Annotated in this window: 17 protein-coding genes; 5 read left to right on the plus strand and 12 right to left on the minus strand. The window is 36.1% G+C overall.

Annotation, left to right across the window (positions count from 1 at the left end; all coding sequences use genetic code 11):
• Window positions 1-218: 218 nt before the first annotated feature.
• Window positions 219-2,435, plus strand: coding sequence for a catalase/peroxidase HPI (gene katG, locus EGI22_RS11110; RefSeq protein WP_255068441.1), 2,217 nt, complete (start codon window positions 219-221; stop codon window positions 2,433-2,435).
• Window positions 2,436-2,492: 57 nt separating this feature from the next.
• Here the strand turns inward: katG and EGI22_RS11115 are convergent, their stop codons facing one another.
• The 7 genes from EGI22_RS11115 to EGI22_RS11145 all read right to left on the minus strand — a co-directional run bounded on the left by EGI22_RS11115 (window position 2,493) and on the right by EGI22_RS11145 (window position 7,913).
• Window positions 2,493-3,122, minus strand: coding sequence for a DUF1080 domain-containing protein (locus EGI22_RS11115; RefSeq protein ID WP_255068444.1), 630 nt, complete (start codon window positions 3,120-3,122; stop codon window positions 2,493-2,495).
• A 356-nt stretch (window positions 3,123-3,478) separates the two neighbouring features.
• Window positions 3,479-4,546: an aldehyde reductase gene (locus EGI22_RS11120; protein ID WP_255068445.1), complete on the minus strand. Its 1,068-nt coding sequence runs from the start codon at window positions 4,544-4,546 to the stop codon at window positions 3,479-3,481.
• A 93-nt stretch (window positions 4,547-4,639) separates the two neighbouring features.
• A complete protein-coding gene (locus tag EGI22_RS11125; protein WP_255068447.1) occupies window positions 4,640-5,314 on the minus strand; it encodes an NAD-dependent epimerase/dehydratase family protein in 675 nt (224 codons plus the stop codon).
• A 1-nt stretch (window position 5,315) separates the two neighbouring features.
• Entirely contained in the window at window positions 5,316-6,224 is a 909-nt protein-coding gene (locus tag EGI22_RS11130; RefSeq protein ID WP_255068449.1) for an AraC family transcriptional regulator, read from the minus strand.
• 215 nt (window positions 6,225-6,439) lie between these two features.
• Entirely contained in the window at window positions 6,440-6,586 is a 147-nt protein-coding gene (locus EGI22_RS11135) for a hypothetical protein (protein WP_255068450.1), read from the minus strand.
• A 193-nt stretch (window positions 6,587-6,779) separates the two neighbouring features.
• On the minus strand, window positions 6,780-6,971 hold the full coding sequence (locus EGI22_RS11140; protein ID WP_255068452.1) for a hypothetical protein: 192 nt from the start codon (window positions 6,969-6,971) through the stop codon (window positions 6,780-6,782).
• 228 nt (window positions 6,972-7,199) lie between these two features.
• Window positions 7,200-7,913 carry a hypothetical protein gene (locus EGI22_RS11145; protein ID WP_255068453.1) on the minus strand — a complete coding sequence of 238 codons (714 nt, stop codon included), beginning with the start codon at window positions 7,911-7,913 and terminating at the stop codon, window positions 7,200-7,202.
• A 347-nt stretch (window positions 7,914-8,260) separates the two neighbouring features.
• Here EGI22_RS11145 and EGI22_RS11150 point away from each other — a divergent pair, with 347 nt between their 5' ends.
• Window positions 8,261-8,872, plus strand: a complete 612-nt coding sequence (locus tag EGI22_RS11150; RefSeq protein WP_255068454.1) for a YceI family protein — start codon at window positions 8,261-8,263, stop codon at window positions 8,870-8,872.
• A gap of 182 nt (window positions 8,873-9,054) precedes the next feature.
• Here EGI22_RS11150 and EGI22_RS11155 read toward each other — a convergent pair whose 3' ends face one another.
• The 3 genes from EGI22_RS11155 to metH all read right to left on the minus strand — a co-directional run bounded on the left by EGI22_RS11155 (window position 9,055) and on the right by metH (window position 13,480).
• Window positions 9,055-9,291 (minus strand): DUF2442 domain-containing protein, encoded by a 237-nt coding sequence (locus EGI22_RS11155; protein ID WP_255068456.1) that lies wholly within the window; start codon window positions 9,289-9,291, stop codon window positions 9,055-9,057.
• The gene (locus EGI22_RS11160) at window positions 9,281-9,490 is read right to left on the minus strand and encodes a DUF4160 domain-containing protein (RefSeq protein ID WP_255068457.1); all 210 of its coding nucleotides are present in this window, start codon (window positions 9,488-9,490) and stop codon (window positions 9,281-9,283) included. The genes EGI22_RS11155 and EGI22_RS11160 overlap by 11 nt, the downstream gene beginning before the upstream one ends.
• A gap of 234 nt (window positions 9,491-9,724) precedes the next feature.
• A complete protein-coding gene (gene metH / locus EGI22_RS11165) occupies window positions 9,725-13,480 on the minus strand; it encodes a methionine synthase (protein WP_255068458.1) in 3,756 nt (1,251 codons plus the stop codon).
• Between the two features lie 143 nt (window positions 13,481-13,623).
• Here metH and EGI22_RS11170 point away from each other — a divergent pair, with 143 nt between their 5' ends.
• Both EGI22_RS11170 and EGI22_RS11175 read left to right on the plus strand, forming a co-directional pair.
• Window positions 13,624-14,088 carry an Lrp/AsnC family transcriptional regulator gene (locus EGI22_RS11170; protein ID WP_255068460.1) on the plus strand — a complete coding sequence of 155 codons (465 nt, stop codon included), beginning with the start codon at window positions 13,624-13,626 and terminating at the stop codon, window positions 14,086-14,088.
• A gap of 525 nt (window positions 14,089-14,613) precedes the next feature.
• Entirely contained in the window at window positions 14,614-15,546 is a 933-nt protein-coding gene (locus EGI22_RS11175) for a DUF1295 domain-containing protein (protein WP_255068462.1), read from the plus strand.
• Between the two features lie 28 nt (window positions 15,547-15,574).
• Here EGI22_RS11175 and ppk2 read toward each other — a convergent pair whose 3' ends face one another.
• Both ppk2 and EGI22_RS11185 read right to left on the minus strand, forming a co-directional pair.
• Entirely contained in the window at window positions 15,575-16,639 is a 1,065-nt protein-coding gene (gene ppk2 / locus EGI22_RS11180; RefSeq protein WP_255068463.1) for a polyphosphate kinase 2, read from the minus strand.
• Between the two features lie 119 nt (window positions 16,640-16,758).
• Window positions 16,759-17,484 (minus strand): murein L,D-transpeptidase family protein, encoded by a 726-nt coding sequence (locus EGI22_RS11185; protein WP_255068464.1) that lies wholly within the window; start codon window positions 17,482-17,484, stop codon window positions 16,759-16,761.
• Window positions 17,485-17,700: 216 nt separating this feature from the next.
• On the opposite strand from EGI22_RS11185, the gene EGI22_RS11190 reads away from it, so the two are divergent.
• On the plus strand, window positions 17,701-19,296 hold the full coding sequence (locus tag EGI22_RS11190; protein WP_255068465.1) for a caspase family protein: 1,596 nt from the start codon (window positions 17,701-17,703) through the stop codon (window positions 19,294-19,296).
• The last annotated feature ends 20 nt before the right edge of the window (window positions 19,297-19,316 follow it).

Raw genomic sequence — 19,316 nt, forward strand, 5'->3', positions numbered from 1 at the left:
AGGATGAGATTGAAATTAAATACTTGATAATATCGTATTTATATTTAATGCGATGGATAAATTGTTTTTATGATATAATTTTTTCTTATATGAAAATAAAAATTATCTATTTGACTTATAGTCTTAAGTTTTGCACCTTTGTAAAAGGAAAATAAATATTGGATTTATTTAATAATTTCGAAATAATAATTTAGCAATCATTTTTTAAACAATAACAAATGGAAAATCATACATCAAGTGAAAGTGCTGGAAAATGCCCTTTCAATCATGGAGCGGTTAATCAAAGTGCAGGCGGTGGTACTAGAAACCAAGATTGGTGGCCAAATCAATTGAATCTCGGAATTTTACGCCAACATTCAACCTTGTCAGATCCCATGGATCCTGGCTTTAATTATGCAGAAGAGTTTGCTTCTTTAGATTTAGCTGAACTTAAGAGTGAAATATTTACTTTGATGACTACCTCTCAAGATTGGTGGCCTGCTGATTACGGTCATTACGGTCCGTTTTTTATTCGTATGGCTTGGCACAGTGCGGGTACCTACAGAATTGCTGATGGTCGTGGTGGAGCTGGTGGAGGTGGTCAACGTTTTGCACCATTAAATAGCTGGCCAGATAATGGCAATTTGGATAAGGCTCGTCAATTGTTGTGGCCAATAAAACAAAAATATGGGAAGAAAATTTCATGGGCTGACTTAATGGTTTTGGCTGGAAACTGTGCTTTGGAATCTATGGGATTAAAAACCTTTGGTTTTGGTGGTGGACGTGCGGATGTTTGGGAGCCAGAAGAAGATATTTATTGGGGATCTGAAGGAGAATGGTTGGCTGACAAACGTTATTCTGGAGATAGAGAACTAGAAAATCCTTTAGCAGCAGTGCAGATGGGACTTATTTATGTAAATCCAGAAGGACCGAACGGAAATCCAGATCCGATTGCAGCTGCTAAGGATATTCGTGAAACTTTTGGTCGTATGGCCATGAATGACGAAGAAACAGTTGCATTGATAGCAGGAGGACATACATTTGGAAAAGCCCATGGAGCTGGAGACCCAGAAAAATACGTTGGTCCAGAACCAGCGGGTGCAAGTATAGAAGAGCAAGGCTTAGGTTGGAAAAACTCTTTTGGTACGGGTAGTGGAGAATACGCCATCACAAGTGGATTGGAAGGTGCTTGGACTAGCACACCAACACTTTGGGACAATAGCTATTTTACCAATCTTTTTGCTTTTGATTGGGAGTTAACCAAAAGTCCTGCGGGAGCACAACAATGGATTCCTTCAAATGGTATGGCCGCTGGTACAGTGCCTGATGCTCATAATCCGAGCAAAAGCCATGCTCCAATTATGTTTACGACTGATTTGGCTCTAAAAATGGATCCAATATATGGTCCAATATCTAAAAAGTTTTTTGAAAACCCAGATCAATTTGCGGATGCTTTTGCTCGTGCGTGGTTTAAACTAACCCACCGTGATATGGGTCCAAAAGTACGTTATGTTGGACCAGAGGTACCTTCGGAAGATTTGATTTGGCAAGATCCGATTCCTGCAGCAACTTTTAAAATTATTGATGATGCAGACATCGCTACATTAAAAAGCCAAATATTAGCCTCAGGTTTAACCGTTTCTGAATTAGTTTCTGCGGCTTGGGCTTCAGCTTCTACATTCCGTGGCTCTGATAAGCGTGGCGGTGCAAATGGTGGACGAGTTAGGTTATCTCCTCAAAAATTTTGGGCTGTAAATAATCCAGTTCAACTTTCTAAAGTTTTGGATACTTTGGAAGGAATTCAAGCCGCATTTAATAGCTCTGCAACTGATGGAAAGGCAGTTTCTATGGCTGATTTGATAGTTTTGGGAGGATGTGCTGGTGTAGAGCAAGCCGCCAAAAATGCAGGACAAAATATTAGTGTTCCATTTACGCCAGGGCGAACGGACGCTTCTAAAGAGCAAACAGATGTGGAGTCTTTTGCCGTTTTGGAGCCTTTAGCTGATGGATTTAGAAACTATAGAAAAGGTCATTATACTACTCCTGAAGAGAAAATGCTTTTAGACAAAGCTCAATTGCTGACTTTGACCGCACCAGAAATGACGGTTTTGGTAGGAGGTATGCGTGTTTTGAATACCAATTTTGATAAATCTAAAATGGGCGTTTTTACAAATACTCCAGAAGCTTTGACCAACGATTTCTTTGTAAATCTATTAGATATAAGTACTGTATGGACACCAACTACAGCCCATGCTGATGTATTTGAAGGTCGCGATAGAGCTACGGGTGATTTGAAAGGAACTGCCTCAAGAACAGACTTAATATTTGGCTCAAATTCTGAACTTCGTGCTGTTGCTGAGGTTTATGCTTGTGCTGATTCTCAAGATAAATTCTTGAAAGACTTTGTAGCTGCTTGGAACAAAGTAATGAATTTGGATAGATTTGATTTGGTTTAAACTTTGATTGATTGGAATTTAAAAAGGGCGGCTTGGTGACAGGTCGCCCTTTCTATTTCAATCTGGCAATATCTTTACCATAATGTCTTTTACATAAACTTTGCTTTTGGGGTCATGGGCTTGAATAGCAAAAGTACCGCTTCCAATTTTTCTACCATTTGAAGGATCGATATCTTCTGGTTCAGTATAATTTACCACAACCTTGTCGTTTATTTTCGTAATGATATGTTTGCCTTGTACGATGATAGTTTCGGTAAACCAAACATTATCATCCACAAAAACTTCTTTTACATCTTGAATGTTGTACAAGCTGGCCGTACGCTTCCAGTCAGTGTGAGAATTGTTCACTTGTACCTCAAAACCTATCGAAGGCCAACTTTTTTCTTGGTATTTTGTATGAAAATATAGCCCCGAATTAGAACCCGGTGTTGTCATTACTTGGGCTTTGAACTCAAAATTTTTGAAATTATGGTTACCGACTATTCCATCATAAAATAAATGTCCAACAGGTCCATTTACCACAATGGCACCATCTTCGACTTTAAACGAGCTCGCATTTTCTCCGACTTTCCAACCATTGAGGGTTTTTCCGTCGAACAGTGAAATCCATTTTGGTTTTTTTGCTATAAAACTGAAACCGACTGAAATTAAGAGAATAAGAACAGCGGAAGTGTTAATTTTTTTCATGATATTGTTTTTTTAAGGTTGAAATAAATGTTTTGCAAATTAGGCAAAAGGCTTATTTATTCTTTTAAAAGCAGAAAAAATATAGATTTTTTTATTCTAGTATTTTTTAAGTTTTTCATTATTAGGGTTTTATCTAAATGAGTTAAAAGATATTTCAATATTTTACAATAGAAAATTTTCAAAACTATTTTTATGTAATTTATTTATCAGTAGGTTTTTATGGAGATTTTGATAGAAATACCTTTTCCTTTTTTTTAATATTTTCCTATAAATTATTTTTAGCACTTTAAAAAAAATGGACAGGTTTACCCATCCATTTCCAATAAATATCACTTAAGAAAATTTTATTCCCAATATCATTTCTCTTTTAAAATACCTTCATTTATCAAAGTTTGAAAAGAATCTTCCATCGTTTCTTTTAGTGGTCTAAAAGTCATTCCCAACTCTTTTTTGGCTTTTGAATTGTCCGCAATCCAAGGTATATCTACATTGTTTCGGATGAAGTTTCTTGTGAAAAGCTTATTGGTGATCGGTCCGATAAGCATCAGTAACCATTTTGGCAAAGCTTTTTTTGGCAAAGGAAATTTATCGCCATACTTGGGCAAAAGTATAGTTCCCATTTCCAATAAATCTGTATTATGCCCAGAAACGATATATCGCCCGCTCGCTGCAGGTGTAAAGCCCGCTCTGAAATGAGCTTCAGCTAAATCACGAATATCTACTACGCCAACACCCATTTTCGGTGCACCCATTTTCATCTGTCCATCGCCGAGCATTTTTATGATGTTCATACTTTCAGAAGTGGTATTTTGGGCATTGAGCGGAGGTCCCATTACTGCGGGAGGGTTCATCACCACCAAATCCCATTGTTTTTGTGCTTTTGACATTTCCCAAGCTTTTTGCTCTGCCAGCGTTTTGGAATAGGAGTAGGGCTGATAGTTTATTGATGCAGTTGTATTCCAAACTGCCTCCGTCAGTTTTCCACCTGGTGCGTTTACGGTATCTATGGCATCCGTATATATCGCAGCACAGCTACTGGTTAAAACTACTCGTTTAACAGATTTTACCTCATTTGCAGAGTTCAAAACATTTTCGGTACCTTTAACTGCTGGCTCTATTAGCTCTTTTTGAGGATCTTTTATGGCCAAAGTAAACGGCGACGCAGTATGATATACCAACTCACAACCTTCCATTGCTGCTTTGTAAGCTCCCGGCGTAAGCAAATCTGCCTTAAAGAATTTTATCTCACCTTTGGAATTAGCCGCGGCATCTATAAGATGTTGTAATTTTTTGGTGTCATCAGGATTTCTTACTGCTGCATGTACAGTCATTCCTTCATCCAAAAGTTTTTTAACTACCCAACTCGCCACATATCCGTTGGCACCGGTTACCATTACAGGTTTTGTTTTATCTATTTCTACCATTTTTTTGTTTTTTAATTTGATGATGCAAAGTTCATTCATTTACACCTTAAACAAGAACACGTAATGCAGGACAATTAACACAAAATGCAGTTTCTATGAATTCATTTCTGCTAAAGCATTGATTTCTTGATTTTCTAAATATGTTTTTTCGTATTTTTTATTCAAACTTGCTATCATCGCTATGCCCAACTTTGTGGTGGTGGTCACATTTTTTGATTTTACGATTAAACCGAAAAATGGTTTTAAAATCGCATAAAAAAAACGGTATAGCTTTGTTTTAGATTTTATTCCTTTTTCAGGTACTATAAAACCCGGACGAAACATATACGATGCCCCGAAACCTTTATTTAATATGTAATTTTCGGTTTTTCCTTTCACTCGTGCCCACATTGATCTTCCTTTTTCGCTGGTATCGGTTCCTGTTCCAGAAACATAATTGAAGGTCATTTTTGGGTTTATTTCTAATAGTGTATCTACTAAGCTTTTGGTGACTTCAAAGGTCAAAATGGTATAATTGGCTTCATTGAGTCCAGATGACGAAACACCCATACAATGAAAACAGGCATCATAGCCCTTCAATTGCTCTTTTATGGAATCTGTTTTTGTAAAATCCTTTAATAATACTTCCTTCAATTTTGGATTCGAAATGTCTATGGCAGAGCGGTTTATCACCAACACTTCTAATATGGCATCACTTTCTAAACACGCTAAAAGCACGCCTTTTCCTACCATTCCGGTGCTGCCTGTAATTATAACTTTGTATTTCATATTAATTCAAATTACGATATTCTACAGGTGTTTGGCCTGTTTTTGATTTAAACAATCTTGTAAAATAATGCGGATAGTTGAACCCTAAATCGTAGGCAATTTCACTTACAGAATTCTCCGTGCTCATGAGGAGGTTTTTGGCTTTTTCTACTAAAAAGTCATTGATATGGTCTTTTGGTGCTCTTCCAGTTTCTTTTTTGAGCAAATCACTGAAATAATGCTGTGAAAGATTGGCTTTTTCTGCAAAATATTGGATAGAAGGTAAGCCCGTTTCTATATGTTGATTGGTATTGAAATACTGCTTAAGAGATTTTTCAAAACTGGAAATGATGTCTTTGCTTTGGCTGGTGCGGGTATTAAACTGTCGCTCATAAAAACGCAAACTGTAGTTTAATAATAGCTCAAGATTGGTCACAATCACCCTTTGGCTGTGGTTGTCTATCCTTTGTTCGGCTTCATTCTGAATATTGGTGGCACAGGTAAACATCGTTTTTTCTTCGTCCTCAGATAAATGAAGGGCCTCATAAACTTCATAATTGAAAAAACTATATTCGTCTATTTGAGCTCCTAAATGCGTATTTCTGATCAAATCGGGGTGGAAAAATAACATCCAACCTTTAATTTCACCTGGTGCAATCGCCTTGGTGGGTTTATAAACTTGTCCCGGTGCCGAGTAAACCATCAATCCTTCTTCAAAATCCAGTGAATTGCGGCCATATTCCACACCGCAGCTTTTGTCTTTGAGCGAAATCATATAAAAGTCATTGATAAACTTACTTTCTACATCGCTTTCTCCCAAATATAGTTTGGAGGCATCTACCAAAGAAATCAATGGATGCTTAGGTTTAGGTAAACCCAGCATTTCGTGCAATTGACTGATAGATTTTATTCTAAAGTTAGTTTCTGACATTCGTTTAGTTTTTTACAAAGGTCGTTTCGTTTTCTTTAATAATTTAACACAAAACGCTGAATAACTAACACAGAATGTGAATTTATTGTAAGTGAATGATTTTCAGTGTGATATTTAAAAAAAAGCGATAAGTTTGGAATAATTTTTAATTCAAACTTAGTAGGCATTTTTTAATTTAAGGACTTGGATTTTAAAAAAATAGTATTTGGTTTATTCTAAGGCTCTAAATGTAAGATTTTACCATCTCTAGAAACCACCACTTTGTTTTTTTTGTACCGTTTGAATTCGAGCATTTTTTGGTAGGCTTGATATAGACCTTTTAACAGTTTTTGGTTAAACTCATTCTCTTCATTATTTTCCATAAAATGATTTAAATTTTCCTACTTTAAAATATCCACAGATTCAATTTCTTTTTTAAAATTTAGTTTGACAATCAAAGTAGGATTACCTTCTGAATTATCAAAAAAACTCATCTTATCAGCGATTTTCGAATAAATTTCGAACAAATTCTTAATTCCTTTGTGATAAATTCTTATTATAACGTCCTTTTCTATGTTATGCCCCACTTCCATAATTCTGGTTTTCACTCTTTCTATTGCCAATTGAGGTGAGTTTGTTTTCCTGAGCGAAAAGTATCTTTTGTTTGTAAATTTTGCTGGCCAAGGTAGTTTCTAAGGCAAAACTTTCCTGGGATTCAAAGTGCTCTTGTAGTCTATCTAACATCGGTCTGCCAGCTTCATAAGACACTTTCTAAGGATTAAAAGGTGAAAGACCTCTTGCTATCTCATCAGCATTTATAAATTCCTTGATACCAAGTATTTCTGGTAAAATAGTAAACGAGGCAGTGGTTTTACCAGCACCATTACATCCTGAAAATCAAAATAGATTTTTTATTTTCACTTAAACAAAAATAGCTGTATTTATTACTGACATAACCTATGAAATTCGTAAATCTTCATAATTGTAAATTTACTTTCATTTTCCCCACTTTATAATTCTTGTTATATCGTATATTTCTCCTCCTTTTAAACCCATGTGACCACGTCTGTCCATTCTAAAAGTCCCTTCAATTAAAACGTAGGATTTGTTATGATAATTAATATTTTGCCTGTCTAACTTATTAGAAAAAGAGACACTAAAACTATTTTTATTTAAACTATGCTCATAGTCCTCTTTATGTAAATAAATGGCATCTCCCTCAAATTCTAAATTTAAGTAGCCAACTATTTGTATTTTTTTGCCATGATACCTCTCTGGGGTGGCAATTAATCTTACCAAAGAAATATTATAGTCCTCCATTAATACAAAGCCCTCTTTTAGGTGCATACTATGTTCTTCCATACAGCCCGAATCTATTGTTTTTTCGGGTTTTATACCCATACCCCAAATAACCCAAGGTGATAATCCCAAATTGGGATAAGGGATTTTTGGATCATTTAAGAATATTGAATCGTTTTCAAATTGAATCTTTTTATCAACTATTTCCCATTTTCCTTTTACTTCGCCTTTACAGCCAATTTGACTATATTCATAGGTAAATTTGTGGTTAGTGTCTAGTGTCATTATTGAGTGTCTATCAAAAGTATTTACATTTGATTTATAAACGCCTGCATGATCAACTTTTCTGGTTTGTCCATTTGATGGGAGAGTTACAATTATTGAAAAGATAAGTAGAAGCTGTATTTTCATGAATTTACACCAATTTTGGTCATTAAAAAGTAGATTTTCTCTAAAGTTAAAAGTTTTGCGTTTAAGAACAAACAGTTTATGGGAATTCAGAAAGTGAAGACAAATATCCAAAAAGAGAGTTTCAGGGAAAGTTCTTGATAATTTTTAATCTAGTTTTCATTTTCAAATCCAAAAATAATGCTTTAGTGCTTTCTCATTGGATTTTAGATAGGTTTCTTCCTGTTTTTTTACTCAAAAAATCTAAAATAATATTTTTTTTGAATTTCTCTGAACCTTTAATTGCATTTTGTGTTTATAAATTTAATGTATATACATTAATTGAAACAAATCATTAAAATTATTTAAGAATGAAACAAATCAAAACATTGGCATTGGTAGCAGTTTTAGCTGCTGCAACTTGGTCTTGTACCTCAACAGCAGAAACAACAGAGGAGTCAACAGCTACTATGGCATTGCCAGACGGTGAAATGGCCATAAACAGTGACGGAAGTACAGTAGAATGGAAAGGTGAGGTTTTGGGAATGAAATCACACACAGGAACTGTGAAATTGACTGAAGGAAACCTAACTGTAAAAGGTGGAGCCATAACTGGTGGAAAATTTTCTGTGGATTTGAGCACTATCACGCCAACTGATTCTACCTATGACGCTGACAACACAAGAGAAAAATTGGTTGGACATTTGTCTTCTCCAGATTTCTTCAACGTAGCTGAATTCCCAACTGCGACATTCGAAATTACTGAAGTTATGGGAACGGATTTGAAAGGAAATCTAACTATCAGAGGTATTTCTCACGAAGAAACAGTAAAAAACGTAGCAATAGATGCTGAAGCTGGAACTGTATCAGGTATACTTACTTTTGACCGTAGCAAATACGATGTAAGCTTTAAAATGCCAGTTGCTGACCTAGTGTTGAGCAACGATATTCCATTAAACGTTACGATTGCAATAGCAAAATAAGGTTTTAATAACTCTTAGAAAAAGCTCTTTCTTCTATTGGAAAGGGCTTTTTTTTTGGGTTTTGGGATTGGTAAAACTATTGAATTATGAATAGTGTTTTTCCTAATTTTTTTATTTTGCCCAGTCCAAATTTTTAAGGTCTATCATATCTCACATTATTTAAATGACTTTCATAAATATTCTCAAATAGCCATTTCTTGTTTAAATGTAAAAAAGCCTTCAAAACTCAAATCTTCATCCAGTTTTTCCCAATGTATGCCAAAAGGAGATAGAGTAAAGTCTTCTCTTTGTGCTTTTGTTGCTTTCAAAAGCCTTGGAAACCATGCAATTGGGTGTTTTTTTATTTCACCTTTATCCGTTTCAATAAAAATGGAATCTTCGTTTGTCCAGACTTTTATTACGTTTATTTCATTCTCCATGATATTCTTTCCATTTAGCAATAATAATCTCTTTATTTTCTTCAATAATAGCCACTGCAAGGCTAATCTCTTTGTTTTTTAAACCTTTATTGGAAACTAATTTTACATTTTCAACCTCAAATTTTACTTTTCTATAAGCAATTATTAAATGTATATGAACAGGAGAAGATAATTGGATAAAAATGAAATCTAAGACCAAATTTTATAATCAAAGTTGGCATATTATTTTGATTATTTTAATGCATTTTCAGGATATAAAAATTTGAAGTATTTTAAAATTTAAAGTATTTCTTTGTAATTCAAATTGGTAAAAGTTATTAATAATTGATGAAACAGCATTTGTTAAACAAGAAAAGCCCCAATCTCTCGGGGCTTTTTCAATAAATATCTGTGTCGAATCCGTGTCAAATCTGTGTTCCAAAAACACCCCAACTCAATAATTCAAAGCTGGGCTCAACCATCTTTCGGCTTCTTCTATGGCTATGCCACGTTTTTTGGTGTAGTCTTCTACTTGGTCTTTTTCTATTTTGCCTAGACCAAAGTATTTAGACTTCGGGTGTGAGTAGTAAAATCCACTAACTGCGGAGGCTGGCCACATGGCAAGGCTTTCGGTTAAACTTACACCTATGGCATTTTCTACGTCTAAGAGTTTAAATAAGTCAGTTTTGAGTGTATGGTCAGGGCAAGCTGGATAGCCTGGTGCTGGCCTTATACCTTGGTATTTTTCTTTTATTATTTCTTCGTTTTTCAAACTTTCGGTGGCCGTGTAACCCCAAAGGTCGGTTCTAACTTTTTTGTGTAAAAGCTCTGTAAATGCCTCTGCAAATCTGTCCGCCAATACTTTGAGCATTATAGAATTGTAGTCGTCGTGGTTGGCCTCAAAGGCTTTTGCACGGTCTTCTGCTCCAAATATGCCTACCGCAAATCCTCCAAAATAGTCGGTCTTTCCAGTCGAAACTGGTGCAATAAAGTCTGCCAAAGAGATATTAGGCACACCATCCCCTTTTTTGCCTTGTTGTCTCAGGTGTTGGAACTTCGCCAAAGTTTGCTGCGTGTCTGCCTTGTACACTGTATGGTCATGGGCAAGGTTAGAGCATGAACTGGTATGTCCTTCGTCATTTTTCTCAAATCCATATATGATCTGCGTGTCGTCGTTTTCAACATTGCTCGGCCAAAAACCTACAACTCCATTTGCAGATAACCATTTCTCAGAAATAATCTGTTTCAACATCTCTTGGGCGTCGTCGTACAGTTTTTGTGCTTCTACGCCAACCACTTCGTCAGTCAATATTTTAGGATAATGCCCGTGCAAATCCCACGATTGGAAAAATGGCGTCCAGTCGATAAACTCGGCTATTTCTTTCAAACTATATTTCTCAAAAACCTTGGTTCCCAAAAACTTTGGTTTGGTTATTTGCGTAGCTTCCCAGTCAATTTTCAGTTTGTTTTGGCGAGCTTCGGATATTCTGATATAAGCTTTGGCTGTTTGACGGCTTTCGTAATCTACTCTAAAACGTTCATAATCAGATTTTACTTCTTTTACGTAGTTTACTGAGAGTTCTTTGCTCAATAAATTGCTCACCACCGGTACTGATTTAGAAGCATCCAAAACATGGACCACTGGTCCAGAATAGTAAGGGTCAATCTTAACTGCGGTATGCACTCGCGAAGTAGTAGCTCCACCAATCAAAAGCGGCATTTTCATGCCTCGTTTCTCCATCTCTTTGGCCATATATACCATTTCGTCCAGAGAAGGGGTAATCAATCCACTAAGACCAATAGCATCCACATTGTGCTCAACGGCAGCTGCCAAGATTTTTTCAGCTGGTACCATTACGCCAATGTCTATGATTTCATAGTTATTACAAGCTAATACAACTCCAACAATATTTTTACCGATGTCATGCACGTCGCCTTTTACAGTAGCAAGCAAAACCTTACCATTGTTGGTGCTGAGGTCACCACTTTTTAGTTTTTCGGCTTCTAGAGCAGGTAGGAGGTAGGCAACCGCCTTTTTCATCACTCTAGCAGATTTTACCACTTGCGGCAAGAACATCTTACCTGAGCCAAAAAGGTCACCTACCACATTCATACCGTCCATCAAAGGACCTTCGATGATATGGAGAGGAATTGGGTATTTGTCTAAAGATTCCTGCATGTCTTGGTCTATGAAATCTATGATTCCTTTTACCAAAGCATGCTCTATTCGCTTTTCCAATGGATAACTTCTCCATTCTTGAGCTACGGTTTCAGTTTCTTTGCTGGTGCCTTTTAAGCCTTCAGCTATATCGAGTAAACGCTCTGTTGCATCTTCTTTTCTGTTTAATAATACGTCTTCTACGGCTTCCAAAAGCTCTCTCGGGATATCATCGTACACTTCCAGCATACTTGGGTTTACGATACCCATATCCATACCTGCCTGTGTGGCATGGTACAAAAACGCCGAATGTATGGCCTCCCGTACTTTGTCATTGCCACGAAAAGAGAACGAAACGTTACTCACACCACCACTCACGTGGGCATGCGGCAGGTTTTCTTTTACCCATTTGGTACCTTCAAAAAACGAAATCGCATTGATTTTGTGCTCTTCTATGCCTGTGGCAACAGGGAATATATTGAGGTCAAATATGATGTCTTGAGGAGGAAACTTAACTTTATCTACCAAAACATCATAAGAACGTTTGGCTATTTCTATTCTGCGGGCGGTAGTATCGGCTTGACCATCTTCGTCAAAAGCCATCACAATTACCGCAGCACCGAATTTTCGAATAATATTGGCCTGACGTATAAACTCTTCCTCCCCAGCCTTTAGTGATATGGAGTTTACAACGCCTTTTCCTTGGATACATTTTAATCCAGCCTCTATGATTTCCCATTTTGACGAATCGACCATGATGGGCACTTTCGAGATTTCTGGCTCCGAGGCTATCAGGTTAAGGAAAGTAGTCATAGACGCTATTCCGTCCAACATACCTTCGTCCATGTTGATGTCTATTACGTTAGCACCGCCTTCTACTTGGTCTTGGGCAACTGAAAGAGCGGCTTCAAACTGTGCGTTTTTGATCAGTTTCAAGAATTTCTTTGAGCCTGTCACGTTGGTTCTTTCGCCCACGTTTACAAATCCCAATTCTTTTGTCAAGGTCATCGGTTCCAAGCCACTCAAACGAAGCATTGGCTCAATAACTTTGGGTTGTCTTGGTGCGAATTCGGCGGCTAATTTGGCAAATTCTTTGATGTGTTCGGGTGTAGTACCACAACATCCACCTAGTATATTTATATAACCTTCTTCCAAAAATTCACGAACCTGCTCCGCCATATAAGCTCCAGACTCGTCGTATTGGCCCATTTCGTTCGGCAAGCCAGCGTTTGGATATACACTCACGAAACAATCTGCTATTCGAGAAAGCTCACCAAGGTAGGGTTTCATGGCTCTTGCACCCAAGGCACAGTTTAAACCAATAGAGAGCAGATTGGCATGTGAAACCGAATTGTAAAACGCCTCAGATGTTTGTCCTGTAAGCGTACGGCCAGATTGGTCTGTGATAGTTCCCGAGACCATTATTGGCATATCAAAGGCTGGATTCGCTACTTTTCTCTCGTCTATTATATCTGTGGCAGCATAAAGTGCGGCTTTACAGTTAAGCGTATCTGTTACGGTTTCTATCAAAAGCATATTTACGCCACCATCTATGAGGGCGTTGATTTGCTCTTTAAAAGCCACCAAAAGCTCATCAAAAGTAATGGCTCTAAAGCCCGGATTGTTTACATCTGGCGAAAGAGAAGCCATTTTGGTTGTTGGCCCAATAGAACCGGCGACAAATCTTGGCTTATCTGGGTTAGCCAAAGTAAACTCATCGGCTGCTTGACGAGCCAACTTTGCACCTTCGAAGTTAATTTCATACACCAAATCTTCCATGTGGTAGTCGGCCATGGCCACTGTAGTACCACTGAAAGTATTGGATTCTATAATGTCAGCTCCAGCTTCAAGGTATTCTTTGTGAATGGCCAAGATGACATCTGGACGCGTGATAGATAATAAATCGTTGTTACCTTTAATATCATGTGGGAAATCTTTGAAGCGTTCACCTCTATAGTCTGCGTCTGATAATCTGTATCTTTGAATCATGGTACCCATTGCACCATCTAAAACCAATATTCTCTTCTTTAATTCTTCTCTTAAATTGCTCATTCAGCTTTGTTCTAAAATTTTGTTCAAAATTAATAAATAAAAGATAAAAAAATAAGTCATAGTAGTGAAATATAGATAAATTATCTATAAATGCTATTTTTTTTGAATACTTTATCTAATTTTGTTTTTCAAAAGGAGCGATTATGATAAAACTAGACGAAACCGACAAGGATATTTTGAGGTATCTGCAACAAGATGCCAAGCTAACCACTAAGGAATTGGCCAGCAGGCTTAACCTTTCACCCACGCCTGTTTATGAGCGAATACGTAGATTGGAAGACCAAGGCGTTATAAAAAAATACGTAGCATTGGTAGACCGTGAAAAGGTGGGTAGGGATCTTATGGTTTTGTGCAATATCCGCTTGAAAGAACATGCTCAAGAAGCTGGAGCGAAGTTTGTAAAGGCCATTGTAGAGATGCAAGAAGTGGTAGAGTGTCTCAATATTTCGGGCGATTATGATTTTTTGATAAAAGTTGTTGTCAGCGACATGCGTGAATATCAATCGTTTATAATGAATAAATTAGCTTCTTTAGAAAATATTGGCTCGACTCAAAGTATCTTCGTGATGGGTGAAATCAAAAATGAGACGGCTTTTGAGCCTGAGTGAGTTGTTTAATGATTTAATAATCGAATGACAAAATGACTGAATTATTTATAGCCACGAATGCACGAATTTTCACAAATCTGTGCGTTTTCAAATTAAAATCTGCGTTATTTTAATATCCGCGTCATCAGCGTGCCATTCAAGCATATATTTTTTTGCCACGAATGCACGGATTTTCACAAATCATTGTAAATCTGCGTTATTTATATCCGCGTCATCTGCGTGCCATTCAAGGACATAGTTTTTTGCCACGAATGCACGGATTTTCACAAATCATTGTGTGACTTTTTAAAAAATCAGTTTAAATCTGCGTTATTTTAATATCCGTTTCATCCGCGTGCCATAAACCACATTGTTTTTTGCCACGAATTCGCAAATTTTCACTAATCAATGTGTGATTTTTTGAAAATCAGTGTAAATCTGCGTTTTTTTATTATCCGTGTCATCTGCGTGCCATTTTCTCGTAAGGTTCAGTTAAAATATTCCAGATAATTTCATATAATTGCCATAGAATTTAAACCTTAAAATATGAAATTTAATCTTATCCTTATTTCTTCGCTTTTGATTTTGGCTTTGATAATCGTTCCTGTTTTTACTTTTTATTTCGATACAAATCATCCTTTGTCTTATGTTCAAACTAACACTTTACATTTTTTGGTGAAATTGATGCTTGGACTAGCAATTTTTGTGTTTGTAGTTGGGGAACTTACAAAAAACAATAGCCAAGTAGACAAACTTTGGAGCATTTTGCCAGCGGTTTATGTTTGGAAAGTTGCGAATGCTTCGGATTTCAACTCAAGAGTAGTTTTGATGGCGATTTTAGCGACGATTTGGGCAGGGAGACTAACGTATAATTTCAATAGGAGAGGAGGTTATTCTTGGAAATTTTGGGAAGGCGAAGAGGATTATCGTTGGGAAGTTTTAAGACAAAATCCAGTTTTTAAAAGTAAAATAGCTTGGAAGCTTTTCCATTTGTTTTTCATTTGTGTATATCAAATGAGTTTGATTTTATTGTTTACACTCCCAAGCATAGTAGCATGGCAAGGAGGTAGTGAATTGGGCATTTTTGATTGGATATTAACTGCTTTGTTTTTGTTTTTTGTGATTTTCGAAACCGTGGCCGACCAACAGCAATGGAACTACCAATCAGTGAAATATGCAAAAAAAGCGGCTAATGAAAACCTTGAAGGAGATTACGCTAAAGGATTTGTTGATACAGGATTGTGGGGCAAAATGCGTCATCCCAACTATTTCGCAGAGCAATTAATTTGGCTTGTTTTTTATCTTTTTAGTGTTTCTGCAAGCGGAAGGTGGCTGAATTGGTCGGTTATGGGCATCGTATTATTACTTTTACTTTTTCAAGGAAGTGCCGACTTCAGCGAAAAACTTTCGGCTGAAAAATATCCAGCTTACAAAGACTATTTGAAAAAAGTGCCGAGATTTTTGCCGAAATTTTGGTAAAAAAAACAGGACCAAGCCCGTTTTTTTTCTAATTATCCACCTGCAAGGCTCTTCTGTGATATCTTGTAACTATGTCAGGATCAGGCAATACTCTGGTCTTGAGACTTTTGTTTTCGTAGTCTATTTTTGACAAAACATAGCGGATACTCTCTAACCTCGCTCGCATTTTATTGTTAGCTTTTACAATAATCCATGGACTAAAAGAAGTATGTGTTTTATTAAACATTTCTTCTTTGTAATTGGTATATAAATTCCACTTTTCTTGAGCTTCCATGTCTACAGGACTAAGTTTCCATTGTTTAAGTGGATTGGCCATTCTTGACTTAAATCTTCTCAATTGTTCTTCTTTCGATATTGAAAACCAGAATTTTATGATTAAAATACCATCTTCATAGAGCATGTGTTCAAACTCCGTGACTTGTTGCATAAACCGCTCATATTGACTTTTGCTACAAAATCCATTTACCGGCTCTACCACAGCTCTATTATACCAACTTCTGTCAAAAAACACAATTTCGCCTTTGTTAGGCAGTTGTTTGATGTACCGTTGAAAATACCATTGTCCCATTTCATCTGCAGTTGGTTTTGGAAGTGCGACTACTCGTAATGCCCTAGGATTCATGTGTTCTGTAAATCGCCGGATGGTTCCGCCTTTGCCAGCGGCATCCCTGCCTTCAAAAAGTATAACTACACGTGCCCCCGAATCTTGCACCCATCTTTGAAGTTTTACCAGTTCTATTTGAAGTTTTTCAAGCTCAGTTTCGTACCTGAGGGACTTTAAAATCCTTTGCGGGTCTGCTTTTTTCTGCCTAAAATATTCAGCCAAATCGTTTTTGGAATTCATTTCTGCCAGCTCGCCCAAAGTTATGGTTTCACTTTTCCAAGTCAAATCCTCCACTATAGGTTGCCTAGCTTTTGAAGTTATTCTTTTCGGAATAACTGGAGTAGGTTTTGCAGATTCTATTTCCAGTACCTTTGGTGATTCTATTAAGAGTTTCGCTTCATAGCTTTTCTCATTTTTGCTTTCCTCAGTTTTTTTAGTAGCCAGAGGTTTAGTGCTATTTTTTTTTGTTGTAGATGTACTTTTAGCCATATTTATAGAAGGTTGGTAAATACTAAAATTAAAATTTGTGGAATAATTTAAAAATGACAGATTGGAGATTTAAATATGTTTTTTATCATAAAAATAGACTTTTTAACTGTGTTTAAGTCTTAATTGATTTTATACTCTCCTGATTTTGACATACTTACCAATGGGGGTGTTTTAGTTTTATTGAAATATAAATATGCAATTTGCAAACTTTTCCAAAAAGAATAATTAGGATTAGTCTTTTTAGTTTCAAGTTTTGCCTCGGTCAATTCAAATGGGAAAATATGAACTGGAATGTTTTTTTGACCTGTATTTCTAGCCATTACTGCCATTGTATAGACTTCTTTAATTTTATCATCAGAGATAGGAACACAGCCTATTGAGACATTGGAGCCGTGTATAAAAATGTCTCCTCCAGGTTTAATATCGCCTAAAACCTTATCAGAGGTATTTGGATAATTTATGCCTAATGAGAGGTGGAAATTACTTAAAGGATTGAATCTATCAATAAAATAGAATCCTTCGGGCACTTGTAAATCACCTTCTTTGCGTTTCGGCCCGGGAATCCCTGATGAATAAGTAATTGGGTAGGATTTAAATAGCTTAAATTCTTTGGCATTCTTGTTTTTTACCCAAATTTCTAAGATTTTTTCTTCTTTAAAAACCCTAATAAAAATATTGAACTCATCAGAATTTATACCTTGGGATTTTAGGTTCTCAGCCAATTCAGGCCATTTGAGGTAAAAAGCCTCCTTAACTCTTTCATATTTGAATTGGTTTTCTTTGAAGTTTTGTGAAAATGTCATAAGACTGAATAAATTTAGGATAGTAAGGAAGATGAATTTCATGAATTTTAGTGATTTTCTAAAGGATTATTGCAATTTCAAAATTAGAATAATTTGTTCGATTTTTAATTTGTGAATTACATTTTTATAGCTATGGTATTTTGTTTTCCAATAATTTAGCTTAAATTGGTACACTATTTATAGTACATGAAAGCTTTTAGAAATCGGATTTAATTTTTTATTCCCACCCGCTTTTTTAAGTTTTAAACCCAAAATGCCATGAAAATAACCATATTCTTTTTGATAAGTTTTGCCCTCTATGGCCAAACAGTTGACCTCAAAAGAGGACTTGTAGTCCATTATCCTATTAGTGGTAATCTAATAGATGTAAGCGGAAACGTCAATGACGGAATTGTAGATACTGAAGCTGTTTATGCTGAAGATAGGTTTGGAAACCCCAAAGGAGCACTATATCTTGACGGTGTACAAAGCGAAATTTGGTCAAAAAATTCTGAGTCAATAAATACCTTAGGTATTCAAAATGCCTTTTGTATTTCAGTTTGGGTATATGTGGAAGATTGGGGCGAGGATGAGATTTTTCCAATAGTACATAAGGCGGTCAGCTTTTCAAAAAATGCCTATTCGTTGACAATTAACCCTAAAGGACTTTATATTAAAGACAGAAAAGAGGGTTTTGGGTTTGATTATAAATTCTCCCAAAAAAAATGGTACCATATAGTAGCTAATTATGCCAGTATCGGAAACCAAGAAATGGCTTGGGGCTTTGAAATCAATGACTTAGGTAACAAATCAACTGAAAAAGTCTTACAAGGTCCTGATATGTCAAATGTGAGTTTGTATTTTGGTAAAACTAAAACTTTTGAGGATAATGTTGCCAAAACAATCTTTGCTAAAGGAAGATTAGACGACATAAGGGTCTATAACAGAATAATAGAAAAAAATGAAGTCAAGTTGCTTTTCGAATGGGATGAGTCGCAGGATATGACGGAAAAGGAAATGGCGGATTTTGCTTCTATTAATTCTAAAAAAGAAAATTTGGCAGCTGAAAATTCAAACATTTTAAAGGAAAGCAATCAAAAAGTTCCTGTACCAGAAGTGGATAGAGGTGACAAATCAAGCGATTCTGAAACTGATTTATCAAGTGTTCCAGGTAAATATTATGCTTTAATTATCGGAAACAATGACTACATAGACCCTGAAATTACTTCCTTAGACAAACCATTTGATGATGCATCTGAATTATATGAGATATTGGTTAATCAGTATAATTTTGAAAAAGAGAATGTTAAACTTTTGAAAAATGCAAAATATGAAGAAACGATTCAGCAATTTGATGATTTTACCAAAATCGTAAAGCCAACTGATAATTTTTTAGTTTTTTATGCAGGCCATGGTTTTTGGGACAAGGACAAAGAACTCGGTTATTGGATGCCTGTTGATTCTAAAAAAATCAATAAAGCCCAATGGCTTTCAAATAGCTTAATTAAAGACTACATGCACAGTATAAATTCTAAACATACCTTGTTGATTGCTGACGCTTGTTTTAGTGGAAGTATTTTTAAATCCAGAGCTGCATTTGCAGATGCCTCATTGGCTATTAATAAGCTATATGATTTGCCAAGCAGAAAGGCCATGACGAGTGGAACCTTAAAAACAGTGCCCGATGAAAGCGTTTTTTTAAAGTACTTAGTAAAGAAATTAACAGAAAATCAAGATGATTATCTTTCCTCAGATGAGCTTTTTATGCGTTTTCGGATTGCTGTCACAAATAATTCTAAAACGACCCCACTCTATGGGGTGATTCAAGAAACTGGAGACGAAGGCGGTGAGTTTATTTTTGTTAAAAGAAAATAAATTCTATCTTTAAACCATAA

It is taken from the genome of Lacihabitans sp. LS3-19 (genome assembly GCF_024343575.1).
In the GTDB taxonomy this organism is placed as follows: domain Bacteria; phylum Bacteroidota; class Bacteroidia; order Cytophagales; family Spirosomataceae; genus Leadbetterella.